Source organism: Pseudomonas sp. NPDC088429, assembly GCF_044753305.1.
GTDB lineage: Bacteria > Pseudomonadota > Gammaproteobacteria > Pseudomonadales > Pseudomonadaceae > Aquipseudomonas > Aquipseudomonas rustica.
Map to the genome: position 1 here is coordinate 251,448 of NZ_JBIVMX010000002.1, position 13,138 is coordinate 264,585.

Here is a 13,138-nt window from a genome sequence, read left to right on the forward strand (position 1 = left end):
TTTTTGGCAGTCATTTCCAATCGGCGAATCAAGGAAATCCGATCAAGGCAGTAAATGCGGTGGGCTGGCGAAAAACTTCGTCCGCCAACTTGAGCGGAGTTCAAATTCCCGAATCAGAACATGAGCTATTTTGAATTTAATTGTATTTGACCGATAATTGATTTTTTACATGCAGTGATCGAAAAATAATATTAAAAAATATTCAAGGCCTCATGAATACAGCGTTTAGAGGTCATGGCTCGTTTGTTGCTTCAACTAAAATAATCAATTAGTGTGATATTCGTTAAAGCTGATCTAAATTAATTCAATATTAGTTTAAATATAGCGCCAATTATATGACCGTTGACAAGCTTAGTGGTCGTGGGGCTATGCTTTCGCAATTAGCTTTTAAATCACTAGGTGCTGAGTCCTTATGCTGCAACCCATAATTGAAGGAAGCTTAGTTAGCTTTGAGGATAAGACATATCGAGTAATAGCTTGTGGAGCTGATGGTATTATCACCCTGAAAAGCCAAGAAAGTGAGCACTCCTTTGATGTGCTCTTCACTCAGGTGACTCTGGCTGAAGTAGATGAAGAAAAGTATCAGCTACACAACGATCGCCGATTGATTTGGATGGAACAAACGGAAGCTAATCCAAAAGAGTTGGCTATTGCTTCGGAGCGAGCCAAAAATATTCATGACTACTTAGCAGGTAAAATATCCAGGGCGGATCTTCTTAAAAAGCTTGACTCCTCGGAAACAACGGCTCGACGCCTATTGAAAAGATATGATCCGGAGCTTGGAGCAGTTTCTCTTGTTAGAAGTATCAGAGGGCGAAAGAAAAACTCTCGATTGCTTTCTGATATTCAAGAGAAGATTATGGAGAAAGCAATTTCAAAACGCCTTAAGGATAAGACGAAAAAGTTAGAGGCGTTTTCTTCTCTCTGGGAATATGTCGACTCTCTTAGCCATACCATGGGGGTTAAAACCCCGAGTCTGAATGCCCTGAAGCGAAGGCTTGAGTCATTCGGGCAGAAAGCCATTTACTCCCTTCAGAACGGCAGGGAGGCGATGCTTCAAAAGTTTGATCTGAAGCCTGGGATGATCGATGTAGATACCATACTTACCATGGTGCAAATCGACCATACGCGGGTAGATGTCATTATCTGCGATGAACATGGTCGCCCCCTTATGCGACCTTGGCTGACGGTAGTTATCGATCTCAAAAGTCGCGTCATTCTTGGTTACTACCTTGCGCTGCATCCGCCTAGTTCAGTCAGCGTTGCCATGGCGATGCTTTCAGCTTGTTTTCCAAAGCAAGACTTTCCGATCGCTCTTGGTGGCGGTCAGAATACTCGCCACAGGTTCTGGGGCGTACCTGGCACAGTGGGTATGGATAACGCCGCCGAATTCACTAGCCCGGAGCTTGAAGCCACCCTACAGTATTACAAAATCATCCCCATGCTACGGCCTATTGGTAAAAAGCATTATGGAGGGCACGTTGAGCGGATCATCGGCACGCTGATGGGGAAGGTGCATCTTCTGCCAGGTACTACTTATTCAAATGTGCTGAAAAAAGCGGACTACGACTCCGCCAAACATTCAGCCATGACTTTTTCAGCATTTTGTGAGTGGTTCGCGAATGAAGTAGCCATTTATCATGGGCGTGCTCATGAGGGGCTGAACAGGCTGGCGCCTTTCGAGGTTTGGGATGCAGAGATGGCCAAGAAGGGCCCGAATTATGTTCAACCTATGCCGGGGAACTACAAAACCTTTGCTCTTGACTTTTTCCCAAGCGTGATTCGAACAATTCAACCAAAGGGTGTCGAATTTAGTCGTTCTTTCTACTCTTCGGCAATACTGAGAAGGTTTGTTGGTCAAAGATTGTCGTTTAAATACAATCCATTGAACCTATCAAAGATATGGTTGCGCCAAGATGGACGGTATCATGAAGTTCCCTATTCCGATCTTACGAAAACACCTATCTCCTACAGCGAGTATTGGGCGTTTGCGCGACCGCGCGAGCGTCGCCCAGGCACACTGGTGGACGAAGAGTTACACCAGATTCGTTTGGAGAATTATGAACTAGTGGAAAGTTCCAAGGCTGCAACGAAGCGGCTCCGGCAGAATGTCGCCAAAAAAGTTACGGCCGCTGAAACCATGTCTTTCCTTTCCTACGGCGGGGAAGGGAATTTGCTTCAGGGGACGACCAAAGAACCTAGTACTGATCAAACACGCAAAAAACTGAAGTGGGGAGAGTGATGATGGATGGGGAACATTTGCATGAGAGTCGGCGTTATGCATTGGCCTTGTCTGATGAGGAGCGTTGCCAGATTATCCGGCAAGACATCAAGATCGATACGGAGCATCTCCTCACCGTTTCGAACATTGTTCATAACATGCTTAGCATCAGGCGTGGTAGTACGGAGGCTCCGTGTCTACTAGTGTCCGCCGGTTCTAATCACGGGAAAACAACCATCTGCAATGCGGTTAGGGGTATGGATGAATCCTGGCGCCATAAAATCAGGTATGTGACCTTCGTCAAAGACACTCAGAAGACAAAGCCTATGGTGAAGCTCTTGACGGCTTTGGGTATGGAACCTGGGAAAGCGGGTATTCCCATTAGTATGGTAGCCGAATACTGTATTGCCAACGATATTCGCGGTTTGTTTATGGATGAGTTCCATGATTCTATTAAGGGTCTTCCCAAGGGAGAGCAGGATGCTTTTCTCTCCTTGCTGCGAGGTTTGTGCGGAGCACCTGCTTACCTGAGCTTTTTCGTTTTTGGTATTGATGAGGCCTATAACGCTCTCGCGATCGATGCCCAGTATGTGCGTCGGTTCGAACTTTACGAACTTGCACCTTGGGCTAGGGCGGATGCGGAGTATCTTAATTTTTTGGATACTTGGGAGGAAATCGTACCTCTTGCCAAGAGATCTCATCTTTCCTCCAAGTCAATTGCGGACTATATCTATAATCAAACGTCCGGTGTAATTGGCAATATCTGCTCACTACTTCGAGCCGCTGGATGTTTGGCGGTCACATGGGGAGACGAAAAAATTACTCTTGAGAGCCTGCAGGCCGCTACTCAGTCAAAATGGAATACCCGTGTACGGCGGTCAGGTGTTGTCGAGTGAAGTATTTATTGTGTCCAAAACAGTATCAAGCTGAACGGAGCGTTGTGGATAGTTTTTCTGATAACGCATTTACGATTCTGGGTGGGGATGCTCAAACGGGAAAAACCACAGTTGCCAAGAGACTACTTAAAAATGCTGATCGGGCACACGTGTACACTACTTATGTGCCTGGAAGTTTTACTAAAGCATATGGCAACGTCGGCCTGGCATTCGCGTCAGCCTTGGGGCTACCCGTGACCAGTGATTTCATGTCCTTTCGAAATGTCGAACGCCCGCTTGAGGATATGATTGGTGGTCGAGAGTTTCGGCTGATTTTTGACGATGCAAGCGTTCACTTTGGAGGCGGTGCGGAGCAGCGGAATGCTGCTATTGATTTAGTGCGAGCCCTGATCCGACGATTTCCAAACTTAAAAATACTGCTTGTGTCCAAGCCCAATATTTTAGATGGAGCACTGAAAGAGGTCGTTGCTAAGAAGGCACGCTACGTCGATATCGGTGTGTGGCAGTATGACCAGCAGTATCGCACCTTCATCACCCAGGTTGGAGAGGCATGTGGCTTCAAGCGTTCTCAATTGACTAATGATGATTTCATGAAAGGTCTTCTGGAAAGATCTCATGGTGCCAGTGGAGCCATCATTAAATCTCTCCAGGCACTAGCGCGAAATTCGAGCTACAGGGATTGTCCTTCTTTGCCTGTTGAGTGCCTGCGTAACCTGTGGAAATTCTAATTTGTTTGACGAGTTCTCATCAGGGGCACCGCCTCGTTTCGTTCTGGGAGAAACACTACTTTCCTGGGTCATGCGAGGGCTCGCCCACAATAAGCTCCAAAACCCTCATCTATTTCGGGCGGCAATTGACCGAGGCCTTTCTGCCCCCAAACGCACGGTTCCCGGCGTCGTGGAGTCGTGGCCTTTTCCCGCATTCGAGGACATTGAATTTGATTGTGATTCTGAGCTTTTTAAAGTGATGTGTGCCACCTATGGTACCGACAGGGTTTTGCTACAGAAGCAATTTGCCTCCCGTCAGTCTAGGTTGCTTCACATCCATTTCAGGCACTCATACTGCTCTTCCTGTCTATTCGAAAGTATGGTGAGAACTGGATTTCCCATCTGGCGTCAATCTTGGTGCTACACGACCAGCGCATTTTGCGTTGATCACCGACGCGCGCTGATGAGGCCTAGAGAGACGTTTACCCCTGGTAGACGGATCTGGAATTCCTACCTCCATTCAACGGGTGAGCGGTCAGTGAAGGACTCCTTGCTTGACCGCCGGATTGCGGGAATCACAATACGCGTGCAGCAATGGTTTGAATCTTTGGTACCAGGGCAGGGACTCACAGAAGGAGTGGAAACTCTGTATGGACTGCTGCTTGCGAAGCGGACGGCATTTGCACCCGGTGGGATAGCCTCGGCAGGGTTTTCTCGCACTCAACAGTTTCTGTGCAGAGTCAACTTGGATCTGCATGAGCGCATTGAGTTCGGATTGAATGACAGTGATCCATACCAGCGCATGGGGGCTTTGCTTTTGATCGGATGGTTGAGCGGTATGGTGTCACCGGCTGAAATAGCCTACTTGGGGCGCCATGACCATTGCGTCCGCAGAACTTTACCTCCCTCACCACAGCAATTGGCACGCATGGTTACTCTGGGTCTAAGCGCAGGGGAAGTGCTGTTCCTTCAAGAGAAGCTGGCCAAGCTGGAGGCGGTATCATCCACCACGATGTCGAGTTTTTTGGAAGGGTTCGATGGAGCTATATTGCGCTCCCCTCGTCCAAATCGACCAAAGCGTTAAATCTCATGCAACTCTCTCATTTAACACACTGGTGTTCGATCCAGGTTCGCGTGTCAGATCCCCGCGCTCCCACCGCTAACCCAGCAAAGGATGCACTCGCGTCCATGTACCCCAGCGCCGACTTCATGTCCTTCCACCCGACGTAGGTCATTAGCGCTTTGATGTCCCAACCATTCGCTGAAGCCCAGGTCGCAAAGCCTCGACGCATCGAGTGGCTGCTATAGAGATCAGCCGAGAGACCTGCTTGCTTGAAGATGCGGCGAAGCAGGGGAATCAGGCTACCGGAGTTGATGCCGTCCTCAGCAAGGTTTCCCCAGCGATCGACTTTCCTAAACACCGGCCCGCGCGCAATACCAGCTACGGTGATCCAGTTGATATAAGCCTGCACAGGGCAAAGCTTCTTGAGGGCAGGGGTGTGGAATGAAGTACCCAGATGCTGGCGATCGCCTTTCGTGTGCGGCAGATAGAAGGTGATGCCTATCCCTGATTCCGCCTGTGTGTGTTCTACCTGCAGGCGTGCGAGTTCATCCCCCCGAAAGCCGCGCCAGAAACCAATCAGCACCAGGGCGATGTCGCGTCGATGCCTCATCACGTTTCTATAGTCACCACGCTCCGCCGCGAGATCTGCTTCGCGCTCAAGCCAGCTCACTGCTTGCTCCAGGTGAAGTAGAAGGAGAGGGGCCGCCTGTTTTTCTTGGGCAGGATGCAATGTCCGAATGCCCTTGATCATCTGCTTAACCGTGGGTGTCTTCGTGGGATCAGGGAAACCCTGCGTGATGTGCCACTGAGCCAGTGCAGCCAGGCGTTGCTTCAGTGTGTTGATGGTGTGCTTGTCCGCGTATTCGGCGAGGTAACGCACGATGCCGTCGCCAGTCGCCGGCAGAAAACCGCCCCAGGTCACTTCGAAGTGTTCTATCGCTGCGCGGTAGCTGCGCCGGGTGTTTTCCCGGGTGCCGGCCTGCAGGTAGCGATCTGCCTTGTTCATCTCGACCCTTCTACGCAAAACGTACTTTTTCCAGCGACGGAAATGGCAAAAAACGGCGTTATGATGTGATAAGCCTCCATTATTTGATCATAGAAATGGAAATTTTGTGACCGTTTTCTTTGCTTTCTGTAATATGTAATTACATTAAACGTTTTACACTACGATATCGTAGGAGACGGCATGGCACGCGGCGGTATTAACAAGGCAGTCGTCCAGATAGCGCGAGACGCGCTGATCGCGCGGGGTGTAAATCCCAGCATCAACGCTGTGCGCGTCGAGCTTGGAAATACTGGCTCGATGACAACTATCGCCCGGTATCTAGGTGAGCTCGGAAAAGGGAAGTCGCGCCCAAAGGAGCGCCGCGAACGCTTGAGCGACGAGCTCACCGGGCTAGTCGGCCAATTGGTGGATCGATTGCTGGAAGAAGGTGCCGAAGAGGTGGCCGAGGCGCGAGCTGAGCTCGATAAACACCGAGCATCAGTCGATGAACAGCTGGCGCAGGCACAAGCTGCCATGGCGGATTTGCAGCGCCGGCACGATAGCCTTCAGGCCGCCCTCGGCGTCCAAGCAAGTGAATTGAGCACGAGCCAAAGCAGCTTGCAGTCTGAGCTCACGCGCAACGCTCGTCTGAGCCAGAGTTGTGCTGATCTCGAAATACGGGTACATGAGAAGGATGAGCAGATTCGCTCGCTGGAAGAAAAGCACCTGCATGCCCGTGACGCACTTGAGCACTACCGCACAGCCGTGAAGGATCAGCGCGAACAAGAACAGCGCCGGCATGAAGGCCAGCTCCAGCAAATCCAGGTTGAGCATCGTCAGTTGCAACAGACTCTGTCGGTGAAACAGGACGACCTCAGCCGTCTGAATCGTGACAACGAGCGCCTGCTTAGCGACTCCCGCCAACAGGCCAAGGTAATGGCCACCCAAGACAACACCATCGCGCGACTGACCAGTGATCTCAATGCCTTGGCCATCGCGTCAGCTAGAGAAGAGGGGGCCAAAGAGCAGCTTATCGATCAGCTTGCCCAATCCCGCGAAGAATCCGCCTCCCTTCGCGAATCCGCCAGCCAGGCCGATGCACGAGCTAAGAATACGCAGGTGCTGCTGGAAACGACTCAGAGCGAGATCGAACAGTTGCGACATGAGCTGAAGCAACTTCAACATGAAACCAATCCATCACGGAGCGAACGAGCAGATGATCAACGCCCAGAGTGATATGCGTAGGGATGAATCACGCGTTGCTGGATTTCGGGATGCGCTTCAGCGGCTCAGGGAATATGCGATTGCTGGACATCTGCAGCTACGGGGAAAGCGGTGCTCTGGTGAATACTTTTCGAAGGACGGAGCTGTGGCGAGTTTGCGCGAGAGATAAATCGACAATCATCGTGTCTGTTATGCCAGCCCCGATGCCAGTTAATACCCTCGGAATCACTTGGTAAGCCCTGCTCCCCAGGTAGGCGCAATCACAACTTCCATGTCGTGCTCGTTCATAACTGCTCGATCTCGGGTTGTATGAATTGCTTGAAAATAGGGTGGGGCTCGCAATCTACGTCCAAAGCAATTGCAAAGTCATCCGCTGGCTGAAAATCCAGGCGGTTACTTCATTGCACAGCATTACCATTCTATGCCCTCAGCGAGCATCTCTCTGATGTCCGGCACCAGACGCGCCAAGTTGAGATTCACGGGCAAGAGGGGGCACCCGATTTCCTGGCGCGATTCGTCGCAGTACTGCGAGTTTCGATTTGGGTGCGCCATGTGTCCAAGGCCTGAATATCAGACAACAGTTCATCTGGATCCGGTACCGCTACGCCACCAACCATTGCCTTGTCATGAGCATAGTTGGAACACTTGCTCATCCCGGCAGATACCTGCACATAATCATTGTCATCCACGGTGACTTCAGACAGACGCTGGGTTTCTATGCCTTTGCGGAATCGTAGAACAACGCGTCGTAAAAGCACTTCCTCGACGGCACGCTCCCATGCCATTCGAAGGAGCACGTATGCCTCGACGGTATGCTTGCGGTGCTCTTCCTCTTCACCCTGTCTGAACAGCTTCGCTATGTGTTGGTGGCGAGCCTTGAGCGATCCGATGCGCCCAGTCGTATTTTTGCCCTCAAAGGGCAATTCCGGTGTTGCGACACCATAACCTTCTGCACGCTGAGCGATGCTTTGCGTCAGCGCGGTTACGCCGGCCGAATCTGCTTGTTCCGCCAGAATGCAAAGAAAGTAGATGTCGTGCGTGAAAACCACTACCTGTCTGTGCGCTGCTTCTCTTACTAACCTAGCAGCAACACGCTCTCGACGCTGGTGATCCAGAGAGGAAACTGGATCATCCAAGATGATGCCTCCTGTGCTTTCACTCAGACCTACCTCAGCTAAAAACGACGCTAACGCAATGGCTCGCTGTTCACCTTCACTGAGTAAGTCTTTTGGATTTCGGCTCTGAGGCAGTTCCAGCTTGAGCTTATGCAGCATTTTTCCACGCCCTGATCGACTCTGGAGGGCAACCTGGAGACCTCCCACACCTAGCGCTTTGAACTCGGCATTAAGAGCGTCCTGGAGTGACGTGGATATTACGGTCTCACCAATCTGAGTGGCTTTGGTTGAGATGGAATTTGTCCGAAGCGCGGTGATGCATTTGGCCAAAATGGCCGTGTGGGTCATCCGGGAAATGGCGTTTATGACTGCGTCTTTTACCTTGCTCAGCAGCACGCGTGCTTCCAGTTCCGCGTACGTCTGCTGAAGTTGAATTCTTGCCACCTCGTCGGACGCCTGCTCAAGGTTGAGAGCTTGTTGATTGAGTTGGTTCACCAGTGCCTGTAATCCAGATGAGGGATTTGACGGGGGAGGCGCGATACCTGTCCAGTTGTTGGACTTCACAGCGTCAACCAATTGGTCACGACGCTCCCCTAATGCACGCTCATATTCCCGACAGTCCGCCGCGACCTTTGGAGCCAGTACCTGGATTTCCGCATGCGTGGCCTCATCGAGTCCAATCGTCACATCCAGTATCGTAAGCGGTGTGTATTTCTCAACCATTGCTTTACGGCGGGCGCGCGACGTTTTTTCAGCTTCTTGTTGGATGAACTCCTCAAAGCGGGCCAGTCGCGCGGCGCCATCATTGAGGGTTTGTTGGCAGAGTGGACATGGGCTGTTCGGATCGAGCGATACGAAGTCCTGCCCTGGGTGGGATTCGAGAGCGAATTTACGAGCTGCGTCGAAAAGCTCCCGCCACGCATCACCACCAGTGCCTGGTAGTAGGTTTTGCTGTTCTTTGAATTTTTTGGCGGCGAGTTCGGCCGCCGATTTTGCTAGGAGATAGCTCTCAACCGATTGCTTGAGGTCTTTTTCAAAATCCTGGTCAACCTGTAGCGATTTGTTCAAGGCAGTGCCGGCAACCCCAGATATACGTTGCGCCAGTCGCCTGATCTGGTTGGCTTTTTCTTTGGGATTATTTTCCTGAAGACTTTTTCCAATGGTTGTGTGCTGGGTGAGCTCGTCATCTGAAACGGTGCCGAGCGTTTGAACAGCGCTTGGATTGGTCTTCGCAGAAAGGGCAGCGATCATCCTTCCGACTTCCGTCTGGCCTTGCATCGGTGAGTAAGCGGAGAGGTCAACGGAGTACTGTTTTTGCTCCTGCTCAATAGCAGTTTTCAACTGTTGCTGCAGCGCGGCGAGTCGTTCGAAAACATCCAGGCCGTGAGGGACATAGGAGTAGTCAGCTTCGTTAACCAGGTATGCGTTTGCACAGCGAGAGTCAAAAATTGAAAGACTGGATAGTTCTGGCGGAGCAGGGTGGTTATCAATCCACATCACATCGCTACTGACACCATTTATGCTAATGCTAAAGGTGGCACGAGCATTAGCATCCGCTGGAAGTGGTTTATTTGCGTTCGGGTAGATGGTTTCTGTCTGATCCCGTGCTCGACATGCTCGTTTCAGTACGCGGGAGTACCCTGACTTACCTGAGCCATTCCCCCCGTAGATCACTGTCAGTCCCTGAGGCGCGAATGTCAGGCTGTGTTCTGATGCGATTGCGTTGACGTTCACCAGGTTTTTTACGGCATGCAGTTCGATGTGAGTAGTGGGCTTTATCTCCGCAGGAATCTGATCCTCACTCAGGGGCGAGGCTATACGTCCCTCCGGATCAGTGATTCCATAAGCCGACTTGAGAAGGGCGAGTACATCCTCAAAATCCTGTTGCGTTACAGTCTCCTGTCCCAGCAAGCGTCGCACACAATCCCCTTGCCAGGTAGGCAAGCCTTTTGACCACATCAATACTTCCTGAAGAACAGTCATGGAGCCTCCTTCTCGTGCCAGTGCATCCAGTTAGAAGGCGCCACCTATTTTTCGATGTGCGCGACTAGCGGGGTGCGGGAAGAGGGCTTCGCCACGCGCGTTCACAGCCTGCTCCGCATGGTTTTGGAGTGTAGCTGGCCAAAATGATGTCGCGTTGCGATTTCAGAGTTACGCAGGAGCGAATAAAAACTGAAAGATGAAGGGCATGAAAATGCTTATTTATGCATTCTCTTCACGCCCTCGAATCCAGTCATGGTAAGGAACAAACATTGAGCCGGATTATCGAACTTCGTTTCGAGCGCAATGCAAAAGGGGATCATGGCCAATCGCGGCAGCGCCACTCAGGTGGTCGACTTGAAGTGGCGCACAGCCATTCCCAGACTGAACGGAATACGAGTCCACCTGATTCTTGGGGGGGGGAGTGAGTTACAACATGGAGCTGAAAGGTCGAGTCCCTTGCGTATGCTCAGGAACAGGGCTCGTATCAAGAAGCTCCTAAGCGTGTTCACTTCAAATTTTAGACTTCCCGTCCTGATCCGTCATTTTCCAAAGGTCATGAACCGTGGATTTTGGAAGCCCCAGCTTCTCCATCGTCGCTTTTTGCGTGAGACCTGCTCGCTTGCACTCCTGGACGGCAGCCAACTTGCGTAGCTGTTCACTGGCGCGGGATTTGAGTACGCCGCTTTCCATGCTCTCGGCCAATTTCTTTGTACCGCCCATACTCTCGAATTCAGCGAGTTCTTTCTGAACCCGCTGAAGGACATCGGATGGCGAGACGTTATCGCGTGTTGCTACACACAGGGCAAGCAACGTAACGGGATCAAATTGAAGCGCCTTTGAAAGCTTTTCGAACTTGTTGAGCGTTGGAGATGATCTTGCATTTTCGATTTGCCAGAAGTGTTTGCGATCACTGACATCTCCCAGATCCTGCTGAGATAAGCCTCGTAACGCCCGAGCAGTCCGTAGTACGGCCGCAAACCCTTTGCTTAAGGACATCAGAGTCTCTCGAAAAACGAGGATGTAGCCATGTTGCTCAGTCCGGCGCGACGGTATATAGTCCTCCTGCCGGATTTTTCGGTAGGTCTGCCAGGCTGAAGAAACAAGGCAACAGCATCTGCGTCTGCTTCGCTGGCACGCATGTCCATACGCTCATACTGACTTATCAATTTAGCTGTAAATCGAGATCAGGCCATTGATCAAGCTTCACGTGCTGTCAGATCTGCATAACGAATTTTCGTCCTATCAGCCCGTATCCCGTGGTTATGACCTGGTGATATTGGCCGGTGACATCGACTTGAAAGGACGCGGAGTGGAGTGGGCGAATGAGACGTTTGATTGCCCCGTGATTTACGTGTGTGGAAATCATGAGTTTTACAAAGGACACATCGATCACACCCTGCACAAGATGAAGGAAGCCGCCTTACCGCACGTTCACGTATTAGAAAATGAGGCATTTATTTGGAATCAAACGCGGTTTCTTTGCGCCACCGGCTGGACTGATTTTTCGTCTACCGGAAACGCAGCAGTGGCGACCCAAATAGCATGGGATTGGATGAATGATTTTTGTGTCATTCGTACTGGAGAAAACCATCGCCCGCTGCGCCCGCCCGATCTCATCAGTCGGAATCACGCATCGTTTGCTTGGTTCGCCGAGGAGCTCGATAAGCCATTCGATGGCCAGACGGTCATTGTGACGCATCACGCACCCATGCCCGCAGTAATGGGTGACAAGCATGAAGGACATTTGGGTGCTGCCTATTCAAACCGCTGGCACTCGCTTGTGGATAAAGCGGATCTATGGATTTTTGGGCATACACACCGCGCGGTTGATATCACGATGGGTAGATGTCGGGTGGTTTCGAATCCTCGAGGTTATCCAGGTGAGCGGACGGGTTTTAACCAAGGCTTTGTAATTGATCTTCCGTGAGAAGCCCACTCCACTGAAGAGTTATGGGGTCTTGCGCAGCTCTGTGTTGATAGTTGAAGAGGGCTGGGAGATGTATGGAGCAGACAACGAAACACGATCGCCAGCCGCCAGTTCAAGCGAGCTACTAGATGACTGAGCGACAGCACGCATCGTCTCCTCCGGCAGAGGTCGCTGTGGCGATGGAAAAAGATTTTGGTGTGAGCGTCACGGCGTTCCTATTCGCCGCCGTCGACAGTCCCCCCGTCATCATGGGAACGATTTATGGCGATACCACGGGCCGTTTCCGAGAGGGTGCGAGTATGCGAACTTCTCGCATAACGGGCGTCACCTTCATTGACGGTTATGCATTATTCCAAACCGTGGCGGGTAGCAGATACGTGATCGTCAGTTGGACGTTTGGCGGCGGCAATCTCTACATGAATCGGATCTATCACTGAGCGAACTTCGGGTACGGATACGCGCATCGAAAAGACTCTCGGGCTCTCCAGATGGCAACGGGTATAGGGAAAAAAATCCCTGTCTGGTACTCATCGGAAGAGCAGGGTAAAGCGAAATTATGAATACAAGCGTTACGGATATAGAGCTGTTAGGCGATTTACTTTTTGGGCCAGCGCAATCCCTCGGTGGATCAAATCTGAGCAACGATGAGTTGATCGAACTAGCCGCTGAGAGCTTCACAGAAAAGCCATTTTGCATCGTCAGACGATGGATGGTTTTGGATGTGATGCTCCCAGAGTTTCAGGAGCGAGAAATCAAAGCTCAGGGGCTTGAGGCAACGCGTTTGTACGCCCAATCATCTGAGTTCGACAGCGAGAACACGTACCAGCCTGGCGACAGCATTCTCAGTGATTTCCAGCGCGAATTTGATGGCTGCATTTTTGAAAGCAAAACCACGATTTTTATCTTGGCCGGCCGAGGGGCGCGCAAGCATGTGAGTTTGCCCACTGTAGAGGCATTGGCCGCTGACATAATGCGAGTAGAGAAAACCTATGGTTGAAAATCTATTGCCGATCCTAC

10 protein-coding genes are annotated in these 13,138 nt (G+C 51.2%); 7 read left to right on the forward strand and 3 right to left on the reverse strand.

Annotation, left to right across the window (positions count from 1 at the left end):
- Positions 1-412: 412 nt before the first annotated feature.
- Genes ACIP66_RS02655 through ACIP66_RS02665 form a run of 3 tightly spaced genes read left to right on the forward strand, consistent with a single transcriptional unit; the run spans position 413 to position 3,845 of the window.
- Complete coding sequence (locus ACIP66_RS02655) at positions 413-2,242, forward strand: Mu transposase C-terminal domain-containing protein (protein WP_400645065.1); 1,830 nt, start codon at positions 413-415, stop codon at positions 2,240-2,242.
- A 2-nt stretch (positions 2,243-2,244) separates the two neighbouring features.
- On the forward strand, positions 2,245-3,117 hold the full coding sequence (locus ACIP66_RS02660; RefSeq protein WP_400645067.1) for a TniB family NTP-binding protein: 873 nt from the start codon (positions 2,245-2,247) through the stop codon (positions 3,115-3,117).
- Positions 3,114-3,845 carry a hypothetical protein gene (locus ACIP66_RS02665; RefSeq protein WP_400645070.1) on the forward strand — a complete coding sequence of 244 codons (732 nt, stop codon included), beginning with the start codon at positions 3,114-3,116 and terminating at the stop codon, positions 3,843-3,845. The genes ACIP66_RS02660 and ACIP66_RS02665 overlap by 4 nt, the downstream gene beginning before the upstream one ends.
- 1,079 nt (positions 3,846-4,924) lie before the next feature.
- Here ACIP66_RS02665 and ACIP66_RS02670 read toward each other — a convergent pair.
- Positions 4,925-5,893 (reverse strand): site-specific integrase, encoded by a 969-nt coding sequence (locus ACIP66_RS02670; protein WP_400645073.1) that lies wholly within the window; start codon positions 5,891-5,893, stop codon positions 4,925-4,927.
- A gap of 180 nt (positions 5,894-6,073) precedes the next feature.
- Here ACIP66_RS02670 and ACIP66_RS02675 point away from each other — a divergent pair, with 180 nt between their 5' ends.
- On the forward strand, positions 6,074-7,108 hold the full coding sequence (locus ACIP66_RS02675; protein WP_400645076.1) for a DNA-binding protein: 1,035 nt from the start codon (positions 6,074-6,076) through the stop codon (positions 7,106-7,108).
- A 464-nt stretch (positions 7,109-7,572) separates the two neighbouring features.
- Here ACIP66_RS02675 and ACIP66_RS02680 read toward each other — a convergent pair whose 3' ends face one another.
- Positions 7,573-10,194 carry an AAA family ATPase gene (locus ACIP66_RS02680; protein WP_400645079.1) on the reverse strand — a complete coding sequence of 874 codons (2,622 nt, stop codon included), beginning with the start codon at positions 10,192-10,194 and terminating at the stop codon, positions 7,573-7,575.
- 510 nt (positions 10,195-10,704) lie between these two features.
- Entirely contained in the window at positions 10,705-11,190 is a 486-nt protein-coding gene (locus tag ACIP66_RS02685) for a helix-turn-helix domain-containing protein (protein ID WP_400645082.1), read from the reverse strand.
- A gap of 199 nt (positions 11,191-11,389) precedes the next feature.
- Between ACIP66_RS02685 and ACIP66_RS02690 the strand changes: the two genes are divergently transcribed.
- From ACIP66_RS02690 to ACIP66_RS02700, 3 genes are all read left to right on the forward strand, one after another.
- Positions 11,390-12,121: a metallophosphoesterase gene (locus ACIP66_RS02690; protein ID WP_400645164.1), complete on the forward strand. Its 732-nt coding sequence runs from the start codon at positions 11,390-11,392 to the stop codon at positions 12,119-12,121.
- Between the two features lie 128 nt (positions 12,122-12,249).
- Entirely contained in the window at positions 12,250-12,558 is a 309-nt protein-coding gene (locus tag ACIP66_RS02695) for a hypothetical protein (protein ID WP_400645085.1), read from the forward strand.
- 119 nt (positions 12,559-12,677) lie between these two features.
- Positions 12,678-13,118 carry a DUF6957 family protein gene (locus ACIP66_RS02700; RefSeq protein ID WP_400645088.1) on the forward strand — a complete coding sequence of 147 codons (441 nt, stop codon included), beginning with the start codon at positions 12,678-12,680 and terminating at the stop codon, positions 13,116-13,118.
- The last annotated feature ends 20 nt before the right edge of the window (positions 13,119-13,138 follow it).

Excerpts from the sequence above, each read along its gene's own strand:
- ACIP66_RS02660 (WP_400645067.1), top strand. The coding sequence starts at position 2,245 with ATGGATGGGGAACATTTGCATGAGAGTCGGCGTTATGCATTGGCCTTG.
- ACIP66_RS02685 (WP_400645082.1), bottom strand. The coding sequence starts at position 11,190 with ATGTCCTTAAGCAAAGGGTTTGCGGCCGTACTACGGACTGCTCGGGCG.
- ACIP66_RS02670 (WP_400645073.1), bottom strand. The coding sequence starts at position 5,893 with ATGAACAAGGCAGATCGCTACCTGCAGGCCGGCACCCGGGAAAACACC.
- ACIP66_RS02655 (WP_400645065.1), top strand. The coding sequence starts at position 413 with ATGCTGCAACCCATAATTGAAGGAAGCTTAGTTAGCTTTGAGGATAAG.
- ACIP66_RS02700 (WP_400645088.1), top strand. The coding sequence starts at position 12,678 with ATGAATACAAGCGTTACGGATATAGAGCTGTTAGGCGATTTACTTTTT.
- ACIP66_RS02675 (WP_400645076.1), top strand. The coding sequence starts at position 6,074 with ATGGCACGCGGCGGTATTAACAAGGCAGTCGTCCAGATAGCGCGAGAC.
- ACIP66_RS02695 (WP_400645085.1), top strand. The coding sequence starts at position 12,250 with ATGACTGAGCGACAGCACGCATCGTCTCCTCCGGCAGAGGTCGCTGTG.
- ACIP66_RS02680 (WP_400645079.1), bottom strand. The coding sequence starts at position 10,194 with ATGACTGTTCTTCAGGAAGTATTGATGTGGTCAAAAGGCTTGCCTACC.